28 protein-coding genes are annotated in these 23,466 nt (G+C 46.6%); 23 read left to right on the forward strand and 5 right to left on the reverse strand.

Features of this window, described 5'->3' with window-relative positions; translation table 11 throughout:
* Positions 1 to 79: 79 nt before the first annotated feature.
* The 6 genes from M4I42_RS02370 (at position 80) to fni (ending at position 4,671) form a co-directional block, all read left to right on the forward strand.
* On the forward strand, positions 80 to 751 hold the full coding sequence (locus M4I42_RS02370; RefSeq protein WP_268850647.1) for a flagellar brake protein: 672 nt from the start codon (positions 80 to 82) through the stop codon (positions 749 to 751).
* Positions 752 to 803: 52 nt separating this feature from the next.
* Positions 804 to 986: a YpfB family protein gene (locus tag M4I42_RS02375; RefSeq protein WP_268850648.1), complete on the forward strand. Its 183-nt coding sequence runs from the start codon at positions 804 to 806 to the stop codon at positions 984 to 986.
* 74 nt (positions 987 to 1,060) lie between these two features.
* The gene (gene cmk, locus M4I42_RS02380; RefSeq protein ID WP_268850649.1) at positions 1,061 to 1,732 is read left to right on the forward strand and encodes a (d)CMP kinase; all 672 of its coding nucleotides are present in this window, start codon (positions 1,061 to 1,063) and stop codon (positions 1,730 to 1,732) included.
* A complete protein-coding gene (locus tag M4I42_RS02385; RefSeq protein ID WP_268850650.1) occupies positions 1,729 to 2,316 on the forward strand; it encodes a lysophospholipid acyltransferase family protein in 588 nt (195 codons plus the stop codon). Before cmk ends, M4I42_RS02385 begins: the two co-directional genes overlap by 4 nt.
* Positions 2,317 to 2,448: 132 nt before the next feature.
* Positions 2,449 to 3,606 (forward strand): 30S ribosomal protein S1, encoded by a 1,158-nt coding sequence (gene rpsA, locus M4I42_RS02390; protein WP_268850651.1) that lies wholly within the window; start codon positions 2,449 to 2,451, stop codon positions 3,604 to 3,606.
* A 12-nt stretch (positions 3,607 to 3,618) separates the two neighbouring features.
* A complete protein-coding gene (fni, locus tag M4I42_RS02395; protein WP_268850652.1) occupies positions 3,619 to 4,671 on the forward strand; it encodes a type 2 isopentenyl-diphosphate Delta-isomerase in 1,053 nt (350 codons plus the stop codon).
* A 41-nt stretch (positions 4,672 to 4,712) separates the two neighbouring features.
* Here fni and M4I42_RS02400 read toward each other — a convergent pair whose 3' ends face one another.
* The 5 genes from M4I42_RS02400 to M4I42_RS02420 all read right to left on the reverse strand — a co-directional run bounded on the left by M4I42_RS02400 (position 4,713) and on the right by M4I42_RS02420 (position 9,091).
* Positions 4,713 to 4,940 (reverse strand): hypothetical protein, encoded by a 228-nt coding sequence (locus tag M4I42_RS02400; protein ID WP_268850653.1) that lies wholly within the window; start codon positions 4,938 to 4,940, stop codon positions 4,713 to 4,715.
* Positions 4,937 to 6,136: a Ger(x)C family spore germination protein gene (locus tag M4I42_RS02405; RefSeq protein WP_268850654.1), complete on the reverse strand. Its 1,200-nt coding sequence runs from the start codon at positions 6,134 to 6,136 to the stop codon at positions 4,937 to 4,939. The genes M4I42_RS02400 and M4I42_RS02405 overlap by 4 nt, the downstream gene beginning before the upstream one ends.
* On the reverse strand, positions 6,133 to 7,230 hold the full coding sequence (locus M4I42_RS02410; protein ID WP_268850655.1) for a GerAB/ArcD/ProY family transporter: 1,098 nt from the start codon (positions 7,228 to 7,230) through the stop codon (positions 6,133 to 6,135). Before M4I42_RS02410 ends, M4I42_RS02405 begins: the two co-directional genes overlap by 4 nt.
* Positions 7,223 to 8,824 carry a spore germination protein gene (locus M4I42_RS02415; RefSeq protein ID WP_268850656.1) on the reverse strand — a complete coding sequence of 534 codons (1,602 nt, stop codon included), beginning with the start codon at positions 8,822 to 8,824 and terminating at the stop codon, positions 7,223 to 7,225. Before M4I42_RS02415 ends, M4I42_RS02410 begins: the two co-directional genes overlap by 8 nt.
* Positions 8,825 to 8,959: 135 nt before the next feature.
* Positions 8,960 to 9,091 (reverse strand): YpzI family protein, encoded by a 132-nt coding sequence (locus tag M4I42_RS02420; protein WP_268850657.1) that lies wholly within the window; start codon positions 9,089 to 9,091, stop codon positions 8,960 to 8,962.
* A 114-nt stretch (positions 9,092 to 9,205) separates the two neighbouring features.
* On the opposite strand from M4I42_RS02420, the gene M4I42_RS02425 reads away from it, so the two are divergent.
* From M4I42_RS02425 to aroH, 17 genes are all read left to right on the forward strand, one after another.
* Positions 9,206 to 9,799, forward strand: a complete 594-nt coding sequence (locus M4I42_RS02425) for a YphA family membrane protein (RefSeq protein WP_268850658.1) — start codon at positions 9,206 to 9,208, stop codon at positions 9,797 to 9,799.
* A gap of 109 nt (positions 9,800 to 9,908) precedes the next feature.
* Positions 9,909 to 11,219 carry a ribosome biogenesis GTPase Der gene (der, locus tag M4I42_RS02430; protein WP_268850659.1) on the forward strand — a complete coding sequence of 437 codons (1,311 nt, stop codon included), beginning with the start codon at positions 9,909 to 9,911 and terminating at the stop codon, positions 11,217 to 11,219.
* 19 nt (positions 11,220 to 11,238) lie between these two features.
* Complete coding sequence (locus tag M4I42_RS02435; protein WP_268850660.1) at positions 11,239 to 12,267, forward strand: NAD(P)H-dependent glycerol-3-phosphate dehydrogenase; 1,029 nt, start codon at positions 11,239 to 11,241, stop codon at positions 12,265 to 12,267.
* A gap of 166 nt (positions 12,268 to 12,433) precedes the next feature.
* A complete protein-coding gene (locus tag M4I42_RS02440) occupies positions 12,434 to 12,637 on the forward strand; it encodes a DUF2768 domain-containing protein (protein WP_268850661.1) in 204 nt (67 codons plus the stop codon).
* A gap of 20 nt (positions 12,638 to 12,657) precedes the next feature.
* A complete protein-coding gene (locus M4I42_RS02445; protein WP_268850662.1) occupies positions 12,658 to 13,377 on the forward strand; it encodes a hypothetical protein in 720 nt (239 codons plus the stop codon).
* A gap of 154 nt (positions 13,378 to 13,531) precedes the next feature.
* Positions 13,532 to 15,010: a stage IV sporulation protein A gene (gene spoIVA, locus M4I42_RS02450; protein WP_268850663.1), complete on the forward strand. Its 1,479-nt coding sequence runs from the start codon at positions 13,532 to 13,534 to the stop codon at positions 15,008 to 15,010.
* A 300-nt stretch (positions 15,011 to 15,310) separates the two neighbouring features.
* Positions 15,311 to 15,583, forward strand: a complete 273-nt coding sequence (locus M4I42_RS02455; protein WP_149917072.1) for an HU family DNA-binding protein — start codon at positions 15,311 to 15,313, stop codon at positions 15,581 to 15,583.
* 156 nt (positions 15,584 to 15,739) lie between these two features.
* Positions 15,740 to 16,306, forward strand: coding sequence for a GTP cyclohydrolase I FolE (folE, locus tag M4I42_RS02460; RefSeq protein WP_268850664.1), 567 nt, complete (start codon positions 15,740 to 15,742; stop codon positions 16,304 to 16,306).
* A 16-nt stretch (positions 16,307 to 16,322) separates the two neighbouring features.
* Positions 16,323 to 16,544 carry a trp RNA-binding attenuation protein MtrB gene (mtrB, locus tag M4I42_RS02465; RefSeq protein ID WP_268850665.1) on the forward strand — a complete coding sequence of 74 codons (222 nt, stop codon included), beginning with the start codon at positions 16,323 to 16,325 and terminating at the stop codon, positions 16,542 to 16,544.
* 71 nt (positions 16,545 to 16,615) lie between these two features.
* A complete protein-coding gene (locus M4I42_RS02470) occupies positions 16,616 to 17,428 on the forward strand; it encodes a heptaprenyl diphosphate synthase component 1 (protein ID WP_268850666.1) in 813 nt (270 codons plus the stop codon).
* Between the two features lie 4 nt (positions 17,429 to 17,432).
* The gene (menG, locus tag M4I42_RS02475; RefSeq protein WP_268850667.1) at positions 17,433 to 18,137 is read left to right on the forward strand and encodes a demethylmenaquinone methyltransferase; all 705 of its coding nucleotides are present in this window, start codon (positions 17,433 to 17,435) and stop codon (positions 18,135 to 18,137) included.
* A gap of 26 nt (positions 18,138 to 18,163) precedes the next feature.
* The gene (gene hepT, locus M4I42_RS02480) at positions 18,164 to 19,126 is read left to right on the forward strand and encodes a heptaprenyl diphosphate synthase component II (RefSeq protein ID WP_268850668.1); all 963 of its coding nucleotides are present in this window, start codon (positions 18,164 to 18,166) and stop codon (positions 19,124 to 19,126) included.
* A gap of 97 nt (positions 19,127 to 19,223) precedes the next feature.
* Positions 19,224 to 19,670, forward strand: a complete 447-nt coding sequence (ndk, locus tag M4I42_RS02485) for a nucleoside-diphosphate kinase (RefSeq protein WP_268850669.1) — start codon at positions 19,224 to 19,226, stop codon at positions 19,668 to 19,670.
* A gap of 70 nt (positions 19,671 to 19,740) precedes the next feature.
* On the forward strand, positions 19,741 to 20,514 hold the full coding sequence (locus M4I42_RS02490) for a CheR family methyltransferase (protein WP_268850670.1): 774 nt from the start codon (positions 19,741 to 19,743) through the stop codon (positions 20,512 to 20,514).
* 114 nt (positions 20,515 to 20,628) lie between these two features.
* Positions 20,629 to 21,792: a chorismate synthase gene (gene aroC / locus M4I42_RS02495; RefSeq protein ID WP_268850671.1), complete on the forward strand. Its 1,164-nt coding sequence runs from the start codon at positions 20,629 to 20,631 to the stop codon at positions 21,790 to 21,792.
* Complete coding sequence (gene aroB / locus M4I42_RS02500) at positions 21,792 to 22,898, forward strand: 3-dehydroquinate synthase (protein ID WP_268850672.1); 1,107 nt, start codon at positions 21,792 to 21,794, stop codon at positions 22,896 to 22,898. The genes aroC and aroB overlap by 1 nt, the downstream gene beginning before the upstream one ends.
* Entirely contained in the window at positions 22,891 to 23,271 is a 381-nt protein-coding gene (gene aroH, locus M4I42_RS02505) for a chorismate mutase (protein WP_268850673.1), read from the forward strand. Before aroB ends, aroH begins: the two co-directional genes overlap by 8 nt.
* Positions 23,272 to 23,466: the final 195 nt, after the last annotated feature.

Raw genomic sequence — 23,466 nt, forward strand, 5'->3', positions numbered from 1 at the left:
GAATGAGGAAAAGCTTGTCAAAAGCTTTTCTTTTTTGTTTAAATAAAAGGGAGAGATGGATATATGTGAGGGAGAAACGATGCTTAAAATAGGGGATACGATCATTTTGGAATCGCGAAATGAAAAAGAAGTGAACGAATATAAAAGCAAAGTGACCGAGATTTTTTCGGACCGTATATATATCGATTACCCGGTGAACAAAAAAACAGGGAAAACGGTGTATTTAATCAACGGGATGCAGTTTAAGGCAAGCTTTGTCGGAAAGGACGAAAGCCTTTATTTGTTCGATACGGAAGTGACAGGAAAAGTGCGGGAGCCGATTCCGATGCTTGTCCTTTCCTATCCAGGAGACGGAAAGCTCGTTCGAATTCAACGGCGCCAATACGTTCGCGTAGAGGCAAATGTCGATATCGCGATTCATCCGCTTCACGGCGAACTTCTACCGTTTGCCACCATTACAACGGATATTAGCGCTGGCGGAGCAGCGATCGTCTTGCCGGAACGGGCGGCTGCGCTGCTTCCGGGAACGGTCGTTGAAGCGTGGTTAGTGTTACATATGAAATCAGGCGACTATCATTACATGAAAATCCCGTCTAAAGTTATTCGCGTTTTCCAAGTGGAAGGAAGCCACGTGTATAAAGCGTCGCTGCAGTTTTTGGCAATGGAGCCAAAAGAGCGTGTCCTATTAATTCGTTACAGTTTTGAACGACAGCTCGAGTTGAGGAAAAAAGAAGAAGGGATTCAGGAATAGACGAAAGAAAAAAGGGGAACGATAAACATAAAAAAGAAAAGGCGGTTGGTCGATGAAGCGAATCGAACGAATTTTACTGAAAATCGTCATCGTGCAATTTCTTTTTTTATTGCTCGCCCAATGTTTGATTTTATACACCCCGTTTGCGCCATATGTCGCGAAAGTGTACGAATATGAAGGTGTCATAAAGCAAGAAAAAACGAAAACGATCGAAACAACCGTCGACCAGCCATAATGGATATGATAAAATAAAAACGCAGGAGTTTTCCTGCTTTTTTCTTTGAAAAATACCGATAATTAGGAGGAACTATGAAACGAATTTCGATTGCCATTGACGGACCAGCAGCGGCAGGAAAAAGCACGGTCGCTAAAAAATTGGCAGAGAAACTTTCTTATCTCTATATCGATACAGGCGCGATGTACCGAGCGCTCACGTATCTCGCATTGCAAAAAGGAATCGACGTGCACAATGAACAAGCGCTACTTAAGCTATTGCGCGATACATATATTGAATTAAAGCCGTCAGAACAAGGACAACTTGTATTCGTCAACGGGGAAGACGTCACGAACGTCATTCGCAGTGAAGATGTGACAAATAACGTTTCGTTCGTGGCGAAGCATTCGCTTGTGCGCGAAGAAATGGTAGCGCGTCAGCAAGCATTAGGAGCACAAGGCGGCGTAGTAATGGATGGGCGCGATATTGGCACGCATGTTCTTCCACGTGCCGAAGTAAAAATCTTTTTAAAAGCATCGGTAGAAGAGCGAGCGCGACGCCGTCACGCCGAAAATATCGCTCGAGGGTTTGCTTCGGACTTAGAAACATTAAAAGAAGAAATCGCTCGCCGCGACAAAATGGACTCTGAACGGGAAGTCGCACCGCTCCAAAAAGCAGAGGGCGCCGTAGAAATTGACACGACTTCCTTAACGATCGACGATGTGGTGAACGAGATTATGAAAATCGTGAACGAAAGGGTTGGATGATCGTGGATTTTTATGCGTTTGCGAAGGGAGTTGTATCTGGTGTTTTAAAGCCTCTTTACCGTATCGAAGTGATCGGCGCAGAGCATTTTCCAAAAGAGGGGGGCGTTTTGCTCTGTGCGAACCATATTAGCAACCTCGACCCTCCCGTTGTCGGCATCACTGCCCCAAGGCCGATTCATTTTATGGCGAAGGAAGAACTGTTTCGTGTGCCTGTTTTAAAAACGCTCTTGCCCCCGTTGCATGCGTTTCCTGTGAAGCGAGGGATGAGTGACCGTCAAGCATTACGGACAGGGATAGACGTATTAAAGCAAGGGCACGTATTAGGCATTTTTCCAGAAGGGACGCGAAGCAAAGACGGAAAGTTGCAAAAAGGGTTATCCGGCGTCGGCTTTTTTGCGCTTCGAACCGATGCGCAAGTCGTTCCGTGCGCGATTATCGGTCCGTACCGTCCTCTCAAAAAATTGAAAGTTGTATATGGAAAACCGATGGATATGAGTTCGCTCCGCGAACGGAAAGCGTCGCCGGAAGAAGTGACGGAATATATTATGAGCCATATTCAAGCACTTTTAGATGAACATCAATGAGCATTGTAATACATGCTTTTTGAAAAAATATGGTATAATAAATAGAAAAGTAGGCCTGATGGAAAAAGGTCGCGTTTTTTCCGTATGGTCGTGCTTTGAGCTATGTGGGTAGTTGACGAAGGAGGGTTTTTGATGGTAGAGGACATGAATGTAGAAGTAAACGTATATAAGGTAGGTGATCTCGTCCGCGGCAAAGTCGTAAAAGTCGAAGAAAAGCAAGTGCTTGTCGACATTGAAGGCAGCAAGCAAAGTGGCATTATTCCGATTAGCGAGCTTTCAAGCCTTCATATCGAAAAGACGAGCGATGCCGTTTCTGTCGGTGACGAGATTACGGCGAAAGTGAAAAAAGTGGAAGAAGGCGAAACGGAAGAAGAAGGATTGCTTATTTTATCGAAAAAAGCAGTTGACGCTGACCGTGCTTGGGAAGAGTTAGAGAAAAAGTTTTCTAGCGGCGAGGCCTTTGACGTCGTCGTGAAAGACATCGTCAAAGGCGGGCTTGTTGCGGATGTCGGTGTTCGCGGATTCATTCCGGCCTCATTTGTCGAAACGCATTTCGTCGAAGACTTTTCCGATTATAAAGGAAAATCATTAAAAGTAAAAGTCGTCGAATTAGATCGCGAGAAAAACCGCGTCATTTTATCACACCGTGCTGTGTTAGAACAAGAGCAAGAAGAAAAGCGGAAGCAAGCGTTCCAAACGATTCAAGAAGGGCAAGTGCTTGAAGGAACGGTGCGCCGCATCGCCGATTTCGGCGTATTTGTTGACGTTGGCGGCTTTGACGGACTCGTACATATTTCGCAGCTTGCACATACTCGCGTTGCTCACCCATCGGAAGTCGTCCAAGAAGGCGAAACGGTGAGGGTGAAAGTGCTGTCGGTTAATGAAACGAGCGGCCGCATTTCGTTGTCCATCAAAGAAGCGTTGCCTGGTCCGTGGGAAGGCATTTCCGAAAAGCTCGCACCTGGGGATGTTGTCACTGGGAAAGTGAAGCGGCTTGTGCCGTTTGGGGCGTTCGTTGAAATTTTCCCTAGCGTGGAGGGACTTGTGCACATTTCGCAAATTTCGAACAAGCATATCGGCACGCCGCATGAAGTATTAAAAGAAGGCGATGAAGTAAAAGTAAAAGTGCTTGATGTGAATGAAGCAGACCGCCGCATTTCGTTAAGCATGCGTGAGCTCATCGAAGAACCGGCGCAAGAAGAAGATTACAGTCAATATACAAAACCAGCGGAATCGACTGGATTCCAACTTGGTGAAGTGATCGGCGAACAGTTGAAGAAGCTGAAATAACGGTGATGGATGGTGGATAGAGCTAGACGAAAACTTGAGCATATCGAGCATGCGCTTTCTGTTGAGCAAGAAAGGGCAAACGGGCTCGATGACATCGTATTTGTACACCAAAGCTTGCCTGACATTCGAACAAGCGATGTCCAATTGCACACGGCTTTCGGCGAACTTTCCTTAAGTTCGCCTCTTTTTATCAATGCGATGACGGGCGGGGGCGGACAGGCAACGCTCGCAATTAACCAAGGGCTTGCAGAAGCAGCGAACGCGAGCGGCGTTGCGATGTCGGTCGGCTCGCAAATGGCAGCACTTAAAGATGCAAGAGAACGTTCATCGTTTACGATCGTTCGTCGTGTCAATCCGAACGGTATGATTTTCGCTAACATCGGCAGCGAAACGACCGTTGATGAGGCGAAACGGGCGGTTGAGATGATTGAAGCGAATGCCTTGCAGCTTCATTTGAACGTCGTGCAAGAATTAGTGATGCCAGAAGGCGACCGCGATTTTACGGGCGCTTTAGCGCGCATTGAACGAATCGTTCATGAAGTCGGTGTGCCGGTCATTGTCAAAGAAGTCGGGTTTGGCATGAGCAAAGAAACGGCGCGAAAGCTTGTCGATGTTGGCGTCCAGTTCATCGATGTCGGCGGCTTTGGCGGAACGAATTTTGCGCGCATTGAAAACAAGCGACGCCAAGAGGTAATTGCCTATTTTAATGAATGGGGCATATCGACCGCTGCTTCCATTGTCGAAGTGTCGCAAAGCGCGCCAACGGTTTCCGTCATCGCTAGCGGCGGCATTCGCACAGCAATAGATGCAGCGAAGGCGATCGCTCTCGGCGCAGATGCGGTTGGTATCGCTCGCCCGTTTTTAAAAACGCTCACTGAGCAAGGAACAGAGGCGCTTATCGCGTCGATCGCAGCATGGCATGCGGATTTGGTACGGATCATGACCGCGCTCGGCGCGAGAACGATCGACGAGCTGAAGTATGTTCCGCTCGTTGTTTCCGGCGCTACGTATCATTGGCTGTCGGAGCGGGGCTTTAATACGAAAGCATACAGCCAAAGAGGATAGTAACAAGAAAGGCGTCCCATTATGCTGCGGACGCCTTTTTATTATAGTTTCAACATCCGTGCGAACGGTCGAAACATGTAATCAACTAGTTGCGACGGACCGGGAAGGTCAGGTTTGTAAATGAGCGCGGCTGCCAACGCCATCCCAAGCCCTAACAAAACGAGAAAGGTCGCTTTTTCTTTTTTGTGTGCCCGTTGGAAGCGCGGCCATTCCAAGAGGCAAATAAGAACGACAACAATGCTACTTCCTAATAGAAACTCGATTTTCATTTTTCCACCTCTTCTGCTGGGATGCCTTGTGGTGTAGTGTTCATTCCAGGCCGCTGGATCGTTATTTTTGTTTTCACCGTGACCTCAATAGTGGGGAAAATCTCGTCCCATCGTTTTTTCACGCGGTTCCACTCTTTTGGATATTTTCGATGAAACGCATCCGCAAACCCGAGAATATCGGCGTTCATTTCTTTTTGTACTTTTTGCAAAGCCGCTTCCACCCGAGCGGTTGTTGCTCGCGCTAATTCCTTTTCTAGCCTATGAATATGCTGTTCGTTATACAAACTGAAATTCGTTGCATTGAGCAAGATGTCATCTTGCGAGGTGATATTTACCACCATTTTCCAACTGCCTTTTTCGTATTTCGGAATTAATTGCGTATGTGCGTGAATGATCGTGGCGGTTATTTTCCCTTTCACCCCTTTGACGGAAACGGTAATATTCGCTTGTTTGATTTCGTTGCGGAGCCAAAGTACGCCGCGCGTCAGTTTATCGCCAATTGACCCAATCATTTTATCTTTTTTGAAAATGGCAGTACCATTAATAAATGGAATAGTTTCTAGTTTTGTTTTTCCTTTTTCCACAGGTAGTATTTTTACCATCGGCAATGCCGCTGCTCTTGTGTCGTCGCTGAGCATTTGCAAGACGTCTTTCAGCGTCGCGTTCATTAAAATTTCTGATTTCGATAATTCCCGCATCACTTCTGCCGAGCTTTGCTCGATCGGCGGCAGTAGCTCAAGTACGCTTTTGGCCGTTCCGCTCGCGACTAATACGTTCGAACGAAGGCGCATTTGCGGGTTGCGGCTTAAAAAATCCATATGTGGACGGATGCCGGCTTCGGCCGCTTTTTCCCCGAATACGATCGCTTTCACGTGCCCCCAAAACAAGCGGCGCGGTAGCTTTTCTTGTAAATTGGCGATGGCATCGGCAAGCGTTTTGCCCGTTCCGGAGCGGACGATCGTCGCCCCGCCTCCTCCCGTATTGCTTCCGTTCATTGACGTCCCTGCACCAAGCAGTTTCGGAACGATAAGCTGCACCGTCAGCATGACGTCTTTTCCTTTTTGATCGATGCCGATTCCGGTGACAAGCGCTAAATCGTTAATCTCGGTACGGTCCCAGCAGCCGCTTAAGAAAAGACAGTTGACGCAAATGAAAAAGTAAATGACACATTTTTTCCGTTTTTTGTATTTATTCATTTTTGCTCATCCCTCATTTTGTTTCGCCACTTTGCTATCAATAGAAGAAAGGAAGGAATGATGGTTTGAACTGAATCTAAATAAAATGGGACAGTTGTGCCTAAAAAAAGGGATAATTCCATTAAATTCGGCGCAGTCCATACGGCAAATACAAGCAATAAAAAGCCGGATGGAAATACGAGGAGGCGATAGTCGGACAAACGGAGCCATTGTGCCGTGCCAAGCACAAATACGTAATAAAACACGGAAATTTTTAAAAACGCTCCCGCCACCCAAATCGCCATCACAAACGCTTCCAAATGTTCGAGGAAATCGGCAATGCTCACATATCGGACCGCACTCATAACAGGATAAACGAAACGGGCTGTAATGTTTCCGAGCACGAAGAGAACGGTAATATTGACGAGAAATAATGTGAACAAGACAGCTACGACTGACATGATTGCCCATTTCTTTCTGTTTTCCTGATCGGCAACATACGGGAGAAAAAAAGCGATTAGAAAAAATTCACTAAACCAGCTTTGTGGTATGATGGCTCCCTTAATTGAAGGAAAAATCCCTTTTTCCATGACCGGCAGCATATTGGTTATGTTCATATCAGGAATTAACAGGATAATGAAAAAAACAATGACGATGATCACAACCGGAACAATCATTTCTGAAAGTCTAGCGATGACTTCTACGCCACCGCGGACGGCCAATGCACAGACGAAAATCATGCTTCCCATTACAAAAATTAACGGTGTGCGGACAAAAAAATTGCCGACAATAAATTCGCCGTATTCGCGGATGATGATCCCGTTTGTGTGTAAATAAAAAAGCAGAAAAATAAAACCGACGATTTTCCCAAAGAATTTTCCAACAATTTGTTCGCTATATTCGATCACCGTTTGCTGCGGATAGTAGTTATGTAACAAAATGGCGATATATACCGTTACAAAGCCGGTCAGTGATGCCCAAATCGGGGATATCCACATATCTTGGTTTGCGTGATGGGCGGTAATCGCCGGGACTAATAAAATGGCGGTGGCGATGATGGCTGGATGCATCATTATTCCCATTTGCAAGGCTGATATTTTTCCTTTTTCAATCATGACGGTTCTCCTTTCTTGTTTTGTCATCGCCGTCAAGCGGATTCGGTTTTTGATTCGGACCTTGCCGGGTCAGATTGTCTGTTCCGGTTAAACGTGGCCGCTTATTCCGTTTCCATAATGGAACGCGAATGAGTACATCTTTCATTTCCCGCCCTTGCATCGGCGCCATCGGCGATAAATACGGAACACCGAATGACCGAAGCGTCGCCATATGGGTTAAAATGATCAAAAGTCCGAGCATAATGCCGAGCAGCCCTAATGAGCCGGCCAAAAAAATCATCGGAAAGCGTAACATGCGCAACGCAATGCCTGCTGTATAGCGCGGAATCGTGAATGAGGCGATTCCAGTTAAGGCGACGACTATAATCATTGGGGCGGAAACGATCCCTGCTTGCACGGCAGCTTGACCGATGACGAGAGCGCCGACGATGCTGACGGCGGCCCCAGCCTGTTTCGGCAAGCGTACCCCGGCTTCCCGTAATGCTTCAAACACGATTTCCATAATTATAGCTTCGACTAACGCAGGAAACGGAATCAATTCCCGCGACGCAGACATTGTTAATAGTAGCGTCGTCGGCACCATTTCTTGGTGAAAGGTAAGAACAGCGACGTACAATGATGGCAATAATAGCGATATTAAAAGAAACAAGTACCGAAGCCAACGAATGGCAGTGCTAACTAAATGTCGCTGGTAATAATCTTCGCTCGATTGTAGTAGTGAATAAAAGGAAACTGGAACAACAAGTACAAACGGAGTGCCGTCTTGTAAGATGGCGACTCGCCCTTCTAATAAATTCGCCGCTACCACATCAGGCCGCTCTGTACTTAATACTTGAGGAAACGGTGAATACGGATTATCTTCAATCAGTTCTTCAATATAGCTCGTTTCCAAAATGCCGTCGATATCGATGCGCGCTAGACGGGCTTCCACTTCTTCCAGCAACGTATCGCTAGCGATGCCGTCGATGTAAGCGATGATGATATTTGTTTGCGTATAGGCTCCAAGTTTCATCGACTTCGTTTTCAATTTTGGGCTTTTAATCTTGCGCCGCAATAATGAGAGATTCGTGCCAAGCGACTCGGTAAATCCTTCGCGTGGTCCGCGAATGACGGCTTCCCCTGTCGGCTCCTCGAGCGAACGTTTTTCCCATTTGGCGATACCGAATGAAAACGCTTCATTTTGTTGATCTATGAGCAAAATAGGATGGCCGGACGAAATGTGTTCGACGCATTCCGCTACTGTCTTTGCTTTTTGAATGTTGGCAACGGTCAATGTTTGTTCAAAAAGGTGTTGCATTTCGAGCGGATCGGAAGCGGTCGATTTCATGACAGATGGAAGTATAATCGAGTCGAGCTCATCGACATTTACTAAACCATCGATGTAAACAAGTGTTGCTTTAGTCGTACCGCCGACTCGTAGCGGACGAAACACGACGTCGCTGCAATTTTCATAGATCGACTGTAAGGTCTGTACGTTTTGTGCTAAATCGAAAGAAAGAGCGTCTTGCCGCTCTTCTTGTCGTTCCTTTTGCGTTGCGGTGAGCGGCTCGCTGCGATTTTTGGTGAGTTTTCTCGGTTGATAAAAAAAACGCATACGCTTCCCTTCTTTCCGACGATGAACATAGTAGTTTTAGTGTTGTCATGTAGGGAACAAAATAATCACGGGAAATGGAAAAAGGGCGGTCAAACTGCTGTTTGACTGCCTTGTGAGGAATGGCGAGAGCGATCGTTATCGCTGCTGTCTTCTTGCCTCGTCCGGTGTGTCGAGTCGAGTCGTTCCTTTATTTTCGATCGCTGGGTCACGGTCGGATTCGACGCGGCGTGACTCTTTTAGTTTTGTTTCTTGCCGATCCTTTGCCATATGTTTCCCTCCTTTTGCCCGATGTCGCTGTTAGTCTGCCTCTTTTTTCTTTTTTCTATGCAAGATTATTTTTGACGAAAATATGAAATAATGAATTTGCTAGGAGGTAGTCGGATGGAAGGGATTTATTTTTATTGGTGTGCATGGGTTGTTTGGATTTATGCGACGTTTTTAATGAAAAAGACGAAATGGCGCACTGCTTTGGCGGCTGGCGTGCTTTTATTAATGAGCGGTTCCATTTATCATGTTGGAATCGGCGTTTTTTCACTGACGTATTCGTTTTTATTTCTTTTTGTCGCTGCGTTCGCGCTGACGGCAAACGGTGGCAAACAGCTCGGCTATTTGTTCATGGCCGCGTTGGCCGTTGCTTTTTTGTCCGCAGCCTTCCGTTTGTTGGCGCTTGCGGATCCTGTTTGGGTGTGGGCGGACGAGCGGTGGATGCTCGCGATTAGCATGGCGGCCATTTGTTTAATGTTGCATCGCGATTCGGCAACAAGGCTGTTTGCAGCGATCATCGGCAGCTGTCAAGGAGAAATCGTCTATGCGGTCGCAGTCCGAGATGTATTTCCTTATACGATCGGTTCGCTTCCCTTTTTCGATGCGCTGGCGCTTACTTGCGCTTGTTTATTTGTTTGGTCGCTGTTTGAAAATATGCACCATCATGTGGACGCATGGCAAAAACAAATGAAACGGAATAAACCGTTGTAGCGCTCTTTCTATTGTTGAGCGTCGTTGTTTTTGATAAAATAAAACAGCTGTATTTTTGCGAGAGTACGTATGTCAAAGTTTTGCGTTCAATAAAAGAAAGGGTGATATAATGGCCAAGCCAGTAGTAGCGATCGTTGGCCGTCCGAACGTCGGCAAGTCCACGATTTTTAACCGGATTGCGGGCGAGCGTATTTCGATTGTGGAAGATGTGCCGGGCGTGACCCGCGACCGGATTTATAGCAGTGGAGAATGGTTGAATCATAAGTTTCACATCATTGACACCGGCGGAATTGACATCGGCGATGAGCCGTTATTAGTGCAAATCCGGCAACAGGCAGAAATCGCCATCGACGAAGCGGATGTTATTATTTTTATGACGAACGGACGCGACGGGGTGACGGCGGCCGATGAAGAAGTGGCGAAAATTTTGCATCGCTCGAACAAACCGGTCGTGCTGGCAGTGAATAAAATTGACAATCCGGACATGCGCGACCTTATTTACGATTTTTATGTGCTCGGTTTTGGCGAACCGTATCCGATTTCCGGATCGCACGGAACAGGGCTTGGTGATTTGTTGGACGCGGTCGTCGCGCATTTCCCGACACGAAGCGATGAAGAATATGAAGACGATGTGATTAAATTTTGTTTAATCGGCCGTCCGAATGTCGGGAAATCATCGCTTGTCAACGCCATTTTGGGCGAAGAGCGCGTCATTGTCAGCGACATCGCTGGAACAACAAGGGATGCGGTCGATACGACGTTTACGCGCGAAGGACAAGAATATGTCATTATCGATACGGCCGGAATGCGAAAAAGAGGAAAAATTTATGAAACGACCGAAAAATATAGTGTATTGCGCGCATTAAAAGCAATCGAGCGGTCGGATGTCGTGTTAGTCGTGCTTAATGCGGAAGAAGGCATTATTGAGCAAGATAAAAAAATTGCTGGCTACGCCCACGAAGCGGGACGCGGTGTCGTCATCGTCGTCAATAAATGGGATGCGGTGGAAAAAGACGATAAAACGTTGATCGAGTTTGAGCGGAAGATTCGCGATCATTTTCAATTTCTCGATTACGCGCCGATTTTATTCGTATCCGCTAAAACGAAGCAACGTTTGCATAAACTGTTGCCGCTTGTGAAAATGGTGAGCGAAAACCACGCGATGCGCGTGCAAACAAACGTATTGAACGAAGTGATTATGGATGCGGTGGCGATGAATCCGACGCCGACGCACAACGGCCAGCGTCTGAAAATTTACTACGTCACGCAAGTTGCGGTCAAACCGCCGACGTTCGTCGTATTTGTCAACGATCCAGAATTGATGCACTTTTCGTATGAGCGCTTTTTAGAAAATCGGATTCGCGACGCGTTCGGTTTTACGGGCACGCCAATTAAACTCATTGCCAGACCGAGAAAATAACGACGAGGAAGTGATAACGGTGGAACAAATTGCGGTGTTAGGAGCAGGTAGCTGGGGAACAGCGCTGGCGATGGTGCTCGCGGATAACGGACATGCCGTTCGTCTTTGGGGTCAGCGCTCGGAGCAAATAGAGGAAATTAATCATAAGCGAACGAATGAAAAATATTTGCCGGGCATCCGGTTACCAGAGGCGATCGTCGGCTACTCGTCCCTTTGTGAGGCGTTAGAAAACGTCCAAACGGTCGTGTTGGCCGTGCCGACGAAAGCGATTCGCGACGTATTGCCAAAGGTGCGCGCATGTATTCGCAAGCCGCTAACGATTGTCAGCGTCGGCAAAGGCATCGAGCCAGATACGCATAAGCGCATTTCGGAAATCATCGAAGAAGAAATGGGGCCGCTTTTAAAAGATGTCGTCATTTTATCGGGACCTAGTCATGCGGAAGAAGTGAGTTTGCGCCATCCAACAACGGTGACGGTATCTTCAAAAAATATGGAAGCAGCGGAACGCATTCAAGACTTATTTATGAACCCGCAATATTTCCGCGTTTATACGAATCCAGATTTAATCGGGGTCGAAATCGGCGGTGCGCTCAAAAACATTATCGCCCTTGCCGCAGGTATTACCGATGGATTAGGCTACGGCGATAATGCGAAAGCGGCGCTTATGACAAGAGGGCTTGCGGAGATTGCTCGGTTAGGCTGTGCGCTTGGGGCAAACCCGCTGACGTTTTCCGGCTTAACAGGCATTGGTGATTTAATCGTCACATGCACGAGCGTGCATTCACGCAACTGGCGGGCGGGACATATGCTTGGTAAAGGGAAGCCGCTCGATGAAGTGCTCGAAAGCATGGGAATGGTGGTGGAAGGCGTGCGTACGACAAAAGCGGCCTATCAACTTGCAAAAAAACTAGGGGTTAAAATGCCGATTACAGAAGTTCTTTATGACGTCTTGTTCAATGGCAAAGACCCGAAAGAAGGGGCAGATTCTCTCATGGCGCGGGTCAAAACGCATGAAATGGAAGATTTAGTTAACATTTTAGAAAAATAGGCGTTTGCCGACGCAACGGGGGTTGTCCGCGCATACAATATGGCGAACAATCATAGACTTGAACTTCCGGACAAAGGGTATCTCGTTCACTGAAGTAAAGGCGCCCCGCTTTACTTCAGTTTTTTTTGCATATTTTATATAATATTGTCGAAAAGGGGGAGGAAAAATGTCGCCTGCGTTAGCGAAAATGTGGATTGCTTTAACTTCCATGGCTTTTATGTTTATTTCTGTTTTTTCGATTTACTTTAGCCGCTATAAAGTGAAAAACAAAATAATAAAAGCGGCATTGGCATTGATTGCGTATGTATTGATGATTTTAGCCGGAATTATTATTATTTTCGTTGTTTTTAGCGGACCAACACCAGAATAATGGACGAGGATGGAGTCGATATGCAACGTGTTTTTCGATGGATGATGGCGAGCGTTATCGTGCTATTGTTATCGGGTTGTTTGTATCCCGACGAGCGTTTAAAGCAAAACCAAATTCCGTATAAAGATCAAGTGGCGAGCGTGCAGGAAGCGGTGAATCAATATCGCGAAGCGACGGGTGGATTGTTGCCGATCAAAACGCGCGATATGAAAACGCCGATTTATCAAAAATATCCGATTGATTTTCAAAAACTCGTGCCGCGCTACATTCCAGAACCGCCAGGAAATGCGTTTGAAAGCGGCGGCGTTTTCCAATACGTCATCGTCGATGCGGAAACGAACCCAACGGTAAAATTACTAGATTTACGCATCGCCGAGCAAATTCGCGATTTGAATTTACGTCTGTCGATGTATCGCGATTCTCATGGATATCCGCCGTTTAAACAAATGGTTGCGAAAGGAGTGTTTACGCTCGATTATCAAAAGCTCGGGTATAAAGAACCGCCGTATGCCGTTAGCCCTTATTCCGGCAATAATTTACCATTTGTCATTGATTATCACGGTAACATATACGTCGATTACCGAATGGATTTATATGAGGCGTTGAAAAAAACGAAGCACTCCTATAAACCGGGTGACGACATTCGCGAGGTGTTAGTGAAAAATTCGCTATTCGTTCCTGCGTATTCCCTTCCGTATACCGTCGATGGAAAAGGAGAACCGGTTTTTTTCGTTAAATAAGTCATGAACCCTTCTCGAAGGCATACATTCTAGAGAAGGGATTTTTTCTTTCGGCAGTCATAAATGAATAGGACAACATCATATTCATATAGTGTCCTACCATATTTTCACGGGTCAACCGGCCCCAACGACTCAAAGACTGGAGGGGAGTCATTTGGAAAAAGTCGATATTTTCAAAGATATCGCGGAACGAACGGGTGGCGATATTTATTTAGGTGTCGTCGGTGCTGTCCGCACTGGAAAATCTACGTTTATAAAAAAATTTATGGAACTTGTCGTTATTCCGAATATCGGTAACGAAGCCGATAAGGCGCGTGCGCAAGACGAGCTGCCGCAAAGCGCCGCCGGCAAAACGATTATGACAACAGAGCCAAAATTTGTGCCAAACCAAGCGGTGAAAGTGAAAGTCGATGACGGATTGGAAGTGAACATTCGCCTCGTCGATTGCGTCGGCTATGCGGTGCTAGGCGCAAAAGGATATGAAGACGAAAACGGCCCGCGCATGGTCAATACCCCATGGTATGAAGAACCGATCCCATTTCAAGAAGCGGCGGAAATTGGCACGCGTAAAGTCATTCAAGAGCATTCGACGATTGGGGTTGTTATTACGACCGACGGAACGATTGGCGACATTCCACGGCAAAACTACGTCGAAGCGGAAGAGCGGGTCATTCAAGAATTAAAAGAAGTCGGCAAGCCGTTTATTATGATTATTAACACCGTGCGTCCGCACCATCCAGAGACGGAAACGCTGCGTCAGCAATTGTGTGAAAAATACGACATTCCGGTGTTGGCGATGAGCGTGGAAAGCATGCGTGAAACGGACGTTTACAACGTACTTCGTGAAGCATTATATGAATTTCCGGTACTAGAGGTGAATGTCAATTTGCCGAGTTGGGTGATGGTACTTCGTGAAGACCATTGGCTCCGAGAAAGCTATCAAGAAGCAGTGAAAGATACGGTCAAAGATATTAAGCGATTGCGTGATGTGGACCGCGTCGTCCAGCAGTTCGGCGAATACGATTTCATCGAAAAAGCAAGCCTTGCTGGCATCGAAATGGGGCAAGGGGTCGCTGAAATTGATTTATACGCACCGGATGACTTGTATGATCAAATTTTAAAAGAAGTTGTGGGCGTGGAGATTCGCGGCAAAGACCATTTGCTTCAGTTAATGCAAGATTTTGCCCACGCGAAAGCGGAATATGACCAAATCGCCGATGCGCTGAAAATGGTGAAACAAACCGGCTACGGCATTGCCGCTCCAGCGCTGTCTGATATGAGCTTAGATGAGCCGGAAATCATCCGCCAAGGTTCGCGGTTTGGTGTGCGGCTAAAAGCAGTTGCGCCGTCGATTCATATGATTAAAGTCGACGTCGAGTCGGAATTTGCCCCAATTATCGGAACGGAAAAGCAAAGCGAAGAGCTTGTTCGCTATCTCATGCAAGATTTTGAGGACGATCCGCTATCGATTTGGAACTCCGATATTTTCGGCCGTTCGCTCAGCTCGATTGTGCGCGAAGGCATTCAAGCGAAACTTGCGCTTATGCCGGAAAACGCCCGCTATAAACTAAAAGAAACGCTCGAACGTATCATTAACGAAGGTTCGGGAGGATTAATAGCGATTATTTTGTAACAAAGGACTCCGATTCGGGGTCTTTTTTTTGAGAAAAATAGACGGAAAGCGCCTTGAAATAAGGATTTCTGCTTGCGAACGGTTGCGACATATGATAATCTTTTATCAGTAAAACTTAGTTTCTTTGGCGAAATGTGCCTCGGTTGCATGGATTTGCTGAAAATGATGTTGAATTATGACGACGAATCGTTTAAGATAGGCATGTCGACAAATTATTATACTTGCGATGTATAGAATTAGGAGAAATGGTGAAGAAATGTAATAAATTTATGGGCTCGTCCTTGGGAGGAGGTGAATGGCATGAACAAAACAGAATTAATCAACGCGGTTGCAGAAACTAGCGGCCTTTCTAAAAAAGATGCAACGAAAGCAGTCGATGCTGTTTTTGAATCCATTACGGAAGCACTTAAAAATGGTGATAAAGTTCAATTGATTGGTTTTGGGAACTTTGAAGTTCGTGAGCGTGCAGCACGCAAAGGACGCAACCCGCAAACAGGCGAAGAAATGGAAATCCCTGCGAGCAAAGTTCCTGCATTTAAACCAGGGAAAGCTCTTAAAGATGCTGTAAAGTAATCGCTACATAAAAAGAGCTTGAAAGAAGGGCAAGCTAGATTCGCTGCCCTTCTTTTTTTGCTTTTTTTTTCGCATATATGCTAGAATCGGATTACGGGAACTCCCGTTTGTACATACAAATGGAGATTTTGTTGGATGCAGGAGGATAAAGGCACGATGTTAAATGTGAATTACGAGCAAATTGAACACGCGGTGCGCTTGATTTTAGAAGCGATTGGCGAAGATCCAAATCGCGAAGGACTGTTAGATACGCCAAAACGAGTGGCGAAAATGTATGCGGAAGTATTTTCCGGGATGAACGAAGACCCGAAGGAGCATTTTCAAACGATTTTTAGCGAAGAACATGAAGAGTTAGTATTAGTGAAAGATATTCCATTTTTCTCGATGTGCGAGCATCATTTAGTACCATTTTTCGGTGTAGCGCACGTTGCGTACATTCCGCGCGGCGGAAAAGTGACGGGATTAAGCAAACTCGCCCGCGCCGTTGAGGCGGTGGCGCGCCGCCCGCAGCTGCAAGAACGGATTACGGCAACGGTGGCGGATGCGATTATGGAAACGCTTGAACCGTATGGTGCGATGGTCGTGGTGGAAGCGGAACATATGTGTATGACGATGCGCGGCGTCAAAAAACCAGGTGCGAAAACGGTCACGATGGCCGTGCGCGGCACGTTAGAAACCGACCATGCCGCTCGTGCGGAAGTGCTCTCGTTGATTAAAGGATAATAAAAGGGGGAGTTTTATGTATAATAGTGACTATATCGTCATTAAGGCGCTAGAAGACGGCGTCAATGTCATCGGGTTGACAAGAGGGGCAGATACGCGCTTCCACCATTCGGAGAAGCTAGACAAAGGGGAAGTGTTGATCGCCCAATTTACTGAGCATACGTCCGCCATTAAAGTGCGGGGAAAAGCGCTCATCCAAACGCATCACGGCGAAATTCATTCCGAGGGCAAAAAATAAGCCATTCTATGAAACGGACGCTTTTCATGCTATAATTAAAGGCGTTATGTTTTGAATTTAGGGGAACAAGGGTGATCAGATTGAAACCAATCTTAAAAAAAATGGCGATGTTAAAAGAACAAATTGAGCGTTTTCTCCACCATCCGTACTTGTTGCAACATATCCCGATGCAGCCAATCGATGAAGACCGGATTTTATTGTCGCTGTCGATGTTTGAAAACGCGCATCTCACAGAAGAAGCAGATGGCTACATTGTTCCAATGATGCTTGTACAAATCGCCCTTGATACCCATGATGAAGTGACAAATTCGCTTCCGCATCAAGCAGAGGATGAATTGAAAACGAGGCAGCTAACGGTGCTTGCGGGAGATTTATATAGTGGGCTTTATTATGATTATTTAGCGAAGCGAAGCGATCTTACGACGATTCATGTGCTGGCCGAAGCGATTAAAGAAATTAACGAACATAAAATTCGCTTATACCAAAAAGATATTAGCAAAATTGAAGCATTGTTTCACAGTGTGGCCGTCATTGAGTCATCGTTGATTGTGAAAATCAGTGAACATCTTTCGCGGCCGTTATGGTCCAAGTTTGCGTATTATTATTTGTTGCTCAAGCGGCTAATGAGCGAAAAAGAACAGTTTATTAAAAACGGGACGTCCGTTCTTTTTGAGCAAATGGCGAACATTGTCTTTCCGAAAAATAAAGCGATGGCAAGAGAGCAGAAGCATTATTTGTCCCATATTTGCAACCGCTATATGGAACATTGCAAAGAGGAATTGCTAAACCTCCCGCTCGAATGTAACGAGCTATTAAAAACGCGCCTTGCCGAATTAATCGGCGGTTTTTCCGCCGCTGCCAAAAAGACAGTGGAAGAAGGGTAGAACAATGCAACGATCGAAAGAAGAACGGGTTCACCATGTGTTTGAAAAAATATATGAAAATTACGATAAGATGAATTCAGTCATCAGCTTCAATCGCCATATTAAATGGCGAAAAGATACGATGAAACGGATGAACGTGCAAAAAGGCACGAAAGCGCTTGATGTTTGTTGCGGTACGGCGGATTGGGCGATTGCGCTTGCGGAGGCGGTCGGACCGGAAGGCGAAGTGTACGGGCTTGATTTCAGTCAAAATATGTTGCGCGTCGGTGAGCAAAAAGTGAAAGAGCGCCATTTGACAAACGTAACGCTCATTCATGGAAACGCGATGGAACTACCATTTCCAGATAATACGTTTGATTACGTAACGATCGGTTTCGGACTGAGAAACGTACCAGATTATATGACCGTGTTGAAAGAAATGTACCGCGTCGTCAAGCCGGGCGGGAAAGTCGTCTGTTTAGAAACGTCGCAGCCGACATTATTCGGCTTTCGACAATTGTACTATTTTTATTTTCGGTTCATTATGCCATTATTCGGGAAAATTTTTGCGAAAAGCTATGAAGAATACTCATGGCTTCAAGAATCAGCGCGCGAGTTTCCAGGGATGGACGAGCTGGCGCGAATGTTTCGCGCCGCTGGCTTTGTCAATGTGGAAGTAAAGCCATATACATTTGGCGTAGCGGCAATGCATTTAGGGTATAAACCGTAACGCTATCAAAGATTAAGGTGAAAATAATGAAGTTAAAAGCAATGTATTCGTTTTTGAATGCGGATTTGCAACTAGTAGAAAAAGAGCTGGAGGCAGCGATTCAGTCGGACTATTCGTTATTGAGCACTGCTGCGCTTCATTTATTGCAGGCGGGTGGCAAACGGATTCGTCCTGTGTTGGTGTTGCTCGCCGGAAAATTCGGTGAGTATGATATCGAGCGCATCAAGCATGTCGCCGTCGCGCTGGAGCTTATTCATATGGCTTCGCTCGTTCACGATGATGTCATTGACGATGCCGAACTTCGGCGAGGTCGGGAAACGATCAAAGCAAAATGGAGTAACCGCTTTGCGATGTATACAGGGGATTATATTTTTGCTCGCTCGCTCGAGTTGATGACGCGCCTCGACAACCCATTAGCTCACCGGATTTTGGCGCGCACGATCGTCGAAGTGTGCCGCGGAGAAATTGAACAAATAAAAGATAAATACCGCTTCGACCAAACGTTGCGCTGTTATTTGCGACGCATTAAACGAAAGACGGCGCTACTCATTGCAGTCAGCTGCCAGCTCGGTGCGATTGCGGCGAACGCCTCGAAGGAAGTAGCCGACCGCCTTTATTTATTTGGCTATTATGTCGGTATGTCGTTTCAAATTACCGATGATATTCTCGATTTTATCGGGACACCGGAACAGCTCGGCAAACCGGCAGGAAGCGACTTATTGCAAGGGAATGTAACGCTACCGGCGTTGCTTGCCATGAACGATGCGGGCGTGAAAGAAAAAATCATTTCCGTGCATTCGCATACATCGGAAAAGGAAATGAACGAAATTATCGCGCTCATTAAGCAAACAGGAGCGATTGATCAATCGTATGCGCTGAGCGACCGCTATTTGCAAAAGGCGTTTGCGGTGTTGGAAACGTTGCCGAAAAACAAAGCGCGCACCGCGCTTTACGAAGTGGCGAAATACATTGGCAAGCGAAAGTTTTAACCGCTTTCATTGCATATTGCGAATGGCGGAAAACAATGGTACTATTTTGGTGGGAATCCTGTTCCTAGTACATAACTTTGTAGGGGTGGAGTATTGAATGGAAAGAACGTTTTTAATGGTCAAACCAGATGGGGTTCAACGCAATCTCATCGGCGAGGTTGTCGCTCGCTTTGAGAAAAAAGGGTTTCAGCTTGTTGGCGCAAAATTAATGCAAGTATCGCGTGAATTAGCAGAGCAACATTACGCGGAACATAAAGAGCGTCCGTTTTTCGGTGAATTAGTGGATTTTATCACATCCGGTCCTGTATTTGCAATGGTATGGGAAGGGGAAAACGTGATCGCAACTGCGCGCCAAATGATGGGGAAAACAAATCCGCAGGAAGCAGTGCCAGGAACGATTCGCGGCGACTTTGGCGTTACAGTCGGCAAAAACGTGATTCATGGCTCGGATTCACCAGCAAGTGCTGAGCGCGAAATCAACTTATTCTTTAAAGAAGAAGAGCTTGTCAACTATTCAAAGTTGATGAATGAGTGGGTATATTAATCCAAACGGCGATTGGCTTCGCGACGGAGCCAGTCGCTTTTGTTATAAGGGAATGAAGGAGAAGGGGCAGATGAGTGATTACCAACAGTTTATTGCCAACGTCAAAAAGAAAACCGGCATCGATTTAGCGCAATATAAAGAGGCGCAAATGAAGCGGCGGCTGACGTCGCTCTATGAAAAGCGCGGCTTTAAAAGCTTTCAAGAGTTTTTTAAAGCGATGGAAACAAACGACGCGCTTTTTCATGAATTTCTCGATCGCATGACGATTAACGTTTCCGAGTTTTACCGAAATGCGAATCGGTGGGAAGTGCTCGAAAAGAAAATTTTACCGAAACTTTTGGAGCGAAACCGCCGTTTAAAAGTATGGAGCGCGGCTTGCTCGACCGGAGAAGAACCATATACGTTAGTCATGGTGCTGTCGAAATTTCTCCCACTCTCGCAAATTTCCGTGTTGGCAACGGATATCGATGAAAATGCGATTTCTCGTGCCAAAATCGGCGTTTATGCGGAGCGCTCATTGCAAGAAGTGCCAGAAGAGATGAAAAAAAAGTTTTTTACAAAAGAAGGAATGTATTATAAAATAGACGAAAATATAAAAAAGGCAGTCACCTTTAAAAAACATAATTTGCTAGCCGATCCGTTTGACACAAACTACGATTTAATCGTATGCCGCAATGTGCTTATTTATTTTACGGAAGAAGCGAAGCAAGTACTCTACCATAAATTTAATAAGGCGCTCCGCCTAGGCGGGATTTTATTTGTCGGCAGCACGGAACAAATTTTTAACCCGTCGTCTTACGGGTTTGATACGGAAGATACGTTTTTCTACCGAAAAATGGAATAACTCAGAAAGAGTTCATCGAAAGGATGAATTCTTTTTTTATAAACACTTTTCATTTTATGAAATTATGATATATTGTTACATAAACGCGTTAAAGAGTTGAAGGGAGAGAGAAACATGAGGTATTTAACAGCAGGGGAGTCGCACGGTCCGCAGCTAACCGCGATTTTAGAAGGTGTTCCGGCAGGGCTTTCGCTTTTGAAAGAGCATATTGACATCGAGCTTCAGCGCCGGCAAAAAGGCTACGGCCGCGGGAGAAGAATGCAAATTGAAAAAGATGAAGTCCACATTTTAAGCGGCGTGCGCCACGGCCAAACGCTCGGTTCGCCGATTACACTTGTCGTCGAAAATCGCGACTGGAAACATTGGACGAACATTATGGCGATCGAGCCGACGGAAGAGGAAGAAGTGAAGCGGAAAGTCACACGTCCGCGCCCAGGCCATGCTGATTTAAACGGAGCGATGAAATACGGGCATCGCGATATGCGCAACGTGCTCGAGCGCTCTTCCGCTCGCGAAACAACGATGCGCGTAGCCGCTGGCGCGGTTGCGAAGCGTATTTTGGCGGAGCTTGGCATTCGAGTCGCAGGGCATGTGCTCGAAATTGGCGGGGTGCGCGCTACGAATGTCGCGTATGAATCGCTCGAGCAGCTCCAACATGTAACTGAGCAGTCTCCAGTGCGCTGTTTTGATGAGGAAGCAGCGGTGAAAATGATGGAGGCAATTGACCAAGCGAAAGAAAATGGCGATTCGATCGGCGGCATCGTCGAAGTGATTGTGGAAGGCATGCCAGCAGGGGTAGGTAGCTACGTTCATTACGATCGGAAGCTCGATGCGAAAATTGCCGCAGCCATCGTCAGCATTAATGCGTTCAAAGGGGTCGAATTTGGCATCGGTTTTGAAGCGGCCCGTCTTCCCGGCAGCCAAGTGCACGATGAAATTATTTGGAGTGAAGCAGAAGGATTCCGCCGCCGTACGAATCGCGCGGGTGGTTTTGAAGGCGGGATGACGACCGGCATGCCGATTGTCGTGCGTGGGGTGATGAAGCCGATTCCGACGCTCTATAAACCGCTGGCGAGCGTCGATATTGACACGAAAGAACCATTTGCTGCAAGCATTGAACGTTCCGACAGCTGCGCGGTTCCAGCGGCAAGCGTTGTGGCAGAAGCGGTCGTTGCTTGGGAAATTGCCGCAGCGATCGTCGATCAGTTCGGCCAAGATCGAATGGACTTGATTAAAGAAAATATCGAAAATATGCGCCGGTATGCAAAGGAGTTTTGATGATGGAACGAATCACCATCCAGACGGCTACAAAACAATATCCGCTTTTTTTAGGGGAAGGAATGACAGAGCGGTTGCCGCAGCTATTGGAAGAACTCGGTTTTGCTCATGGTACAAAATTGCTTGTGATAACCGATGAAACGCTTGAGAAGCTGTATTTATCAGAGTTCATGATGTCGTTGCGCCGCTATTATGATGTGTATACACACATCATTCCGAGCGGGGAAACGGCGAAATCGTTTGAGCATTACTATGCGTGTCAAACGGCCGCGCTCGCCTACGGCCTTGACCGCGATTCGTTCATCATCGCTTTTGGCGGCGGGGTGGTCGGTGATTTAGCCGGCTTTGTAGCAGCGACGTTTATGCGCGGCATCGCTTATGTGCAAATGCCGACGACGTTGCTTGCCCATGACAGCGCAGTCGGCGGAAAAGTGGCGATCAACCATCCGCTCGGAAAAAATATGATCGGTGCGTTTCATCAACCGGAAGCGGTCATTTACGATATTCGCTTTTTACAGTCGCTTCCTGAGCGTGAGTTGCGTTCCGGATTTGCCGAAGTCATCAAACATGCGCTCATCGGCGACCGTCCCTTTTATGAATGGTTGAAGCAAAATATTCATCGTTTAGAAGATATCGAAGGGAAAGCGTTGCAATATTGCATTCGCAAAGGAATCGAAGTGAAAGCGCGCATCGTGCTTGAAGATGAAAAAGAAAAAGGCGTGCGCGCCCATTTGAACTTCGGTCATACGCTCGCCCATGCGCTTGAAAGCGAGCTCGGATATGGTACCATTACCCACGGCGATGCGGTTGCGCTCGGCATGTTGTTTGCCATTTTTGTGAGCGAGCGCATGTACGGTGTGTCGTTTGCAAAAGAACGGTTTACAAGCTGGTTTCAATCGTACGGATTTCCAGTCGCTCTCTCGAAGCAACTTGCCCCTGAGCGGCTACTGCAAAAAATGAAGGGGGATAAAAAAGCGAAAGCCGGACAAATCCGAATGGTGCTACTAAAAGAGATTGGCCATGTGCAAGTTGAAACGATTGCCGATGAACAGCTGTTAGCATGGCTATACGAATTTTCACAAAGCGAGGGAGAACGACATGATTAGAGGGATTCGCGGAGCGACGACCGTCACGGCCAATGAGGCGGACGAAATTGTCGCTGCGACGGAAGAACTGTTGCGGGAAATGATTCGCGCTAACGGTGTGCAAGCAAACGATGTGGCGTCCGTGCTCATTTCCGTAACGGAAGATTTGACCGCTGCTTTTCCTGCGCAGGCGCTTCGTCGCATCGAAGGCTGGACGTACGTGCCGGTCATGTGCATGCGGGAAATTCCCGTTCCTGGCTCTTTGCCGCGCTGCATTCGCATTATGATAACGGCTGAAACGAAAAAAACGCAAGAAGACGTCGTCCATGTGTATTTGCATGACGCCGTCCAGCTCCGGCCAGATTTATCGTTGACAAAAAAAAGAGAATTGTAATATGATAGGGAAAAGCAAAGGTGGCTGTGGCAGGCAATCGTTCTTCCGCGAAAGTTGCCCTGAACAGCTAGGAGTTAAGCGTAGGAAAGCGAAGACAGTGTAGAGAGCAGAAGTCAATAAGTTGAGTGAGATGAGTATAGGGTAGATGAGAATGAGCGAGTTTAGCTGAGGTGAGCGGAGCATAAATATGAACCG

Origin of the sequence: Anoxybacillus sp. J5B_2022 (genome assembly GCF_026847645.1) — a bacterium.
Lineage (GTDB): Bacteria > Bacillota > Bacilli > Bacillales > Anoxybacillaceae > Anoxybacteroides.

Excerpts from the sequence above, each read along its gene's own strand:
- M4I42_RS02405 (WP_268850654.1), bottom strand. The coding sequence starts at position 6,136 with ATGAATAAATACAAAAAACGGAAAAAATGTGTCATTTACTTTTTCATT.
- menG (WP_268850667.1), top strand. The coding sequence starts at position 17,433 with ATGCAACGATCGAAAGAAGAACGGGTTCACCATGTGTTTGAAAAAATA.
- M4I42_RS02445 (WP_268850662.1), top strand. The coding sequence starts at position 12,658 with ATGCAACGTGTTTTTCGATGGATGATGGCGAGCGTTATCGTGCTATTG.
- M4I42_RS02420 (WP_268850657.1), bottom strand. The coding sequence starts at position 9,091 with ATGGCAAAGGATCGGCAAGAAACAAAACTAAAAGAGTCACGCCGCGTC.
- M4I42_RS02490 (WP_268850670.1), top strand. The coding sequence starts at position 19,741 with ATGAGTGATTACCAACAGTTTATTGCCAACGTCAAAAAGAAAACCGGC.
- M4I42_RS02385 (WP_268850650.1), top strand. The coding sequence starts at position 1,729 with ATGATCGTGGATTTTTATGCGTTTGCGAAGGGAGTTGTATCTGGTGTT.
- M4I42_RS02440 (WP_268850661.1), top strand. The coding sequence starts at position 12,434 with ATGTCGCCTGCGTTAGCGAAAATGTGGATTGCTTTAACTTCCATGGCT.
- aroC (WP_268850671.1), top strand. The coding sequence starts at position 20,629 with ATGAGGTATTTAACAGCAGGGGAGTCGCACGGTCCGCAGCTAACCGCG.
- M4I42_RS02455 (WP_149917072.1), top strand. The coding sequence starts at position 15,311 with ATGAACAAAACAGAATTAATCAACGCGGTTGCAGAAACTAGCGGCCTT.
- M4I42_RS02370 (WP_268850647.1), top strand. The coding sequence starts at position 80 with ATGCTTAAAATAGGGGATACGATCATTTTGGAATCGCGAAATGAAAAA.
- folE (WP_268850664.1), top strand. The coding sequence starts at position 15,740 with ATGTTAAATGTGAATTACGAGCAAATTGAACACGCGGTGCGCTTGATT.
- M4I42_RS02410 (WP_268850655.1), bottom strand. The coding sequence starts at position 7,230 with ATGATTGAAAAAGGAAAAATATCAGCCTTGCAAATGGGAATAATGATG.
- M4I42_RS02400 (WP_268850653.1), bottom strand. The coding sequence starts at position 4,940 with ATGAAAATCGAGTTTCTATTAGGAAGTAGCATTGTTGTCGTTCTTATT.
- der (WP_268850659.1), top strand. The coding sequence starts at position 9,909 with ATGGCCAAGCCAGTAGTAGCGATCGTTGGCCGTCCGAACGTCGGCAAG.
- M4I42_RS02415 (WP_268850656.1), bottom strand. The coding sequence starts at position 8,824 with ATGCGTTTTTTTTATCAACCGAGAAAACTCACCAAAAATCGCAGCGAG.
- rpsA (WP_268850651.1), top strand. The coding sequence starts at position 2,449 with ATGGTAGAGGACATGAATGTAGAAGTAAACGTATATAAGGTAGGTGAT.
- M4I42_RS02375 (WP_268850648.1), top strand. The coding sequence starts at position 804 with ATGAAGCGAATCGAACGAATTTTACTGAAAATCGTCATCGTGCAATTT.
- ndk (WP_268850669.1), top strand. The coding sequence starts at position 19,224 with ATGGAAAGAACGTTTTTAATGGTCAAACCAGATGGGGTTCAACGCAAT.
- aroH (WP_268850673.1), top strand. The coding sequence starts at position 22,891 with ATGATTAGAGGGATTCGCGGAGCGACGACCGTCACGGCCAATGAGGCG.
- mtrB (WP_268850665.1), top strand. The coding sequence starts at position 16,323 with ATGTATAATAGTGACTATATCGTCATTAAGGCGCTAGAAGACGGCGTC.
- hepT (WP_268850668.1), top strand. The coding sequence starts at position 18,164 with ATGAAGTTAAAAGCAATGTATTCGTTTTTGAATGCGGATTTGCAACTA.
- M4I42_RS02425 (WP_268850658.1), top strand. The coding sequence starts at position 9,206 with ATGGAAGGGATTTATTTTTATTGGTGTGCATGGGTTGTTTGGATTTAT.
- aroB (WP_268850672.1), top strand. The coding sequence starts at position 21,792 with ATGATGGAACGAATCACCATCCAGACGGCTACAAAACAATATCCGCTT.
- cmk (WP_268850649.1), top strand. The coding sequence starts at position 1,061 with ATGAAACGAATTTCGATTGCCATTGACGGACCAGCAGCGGCAGGAAAA.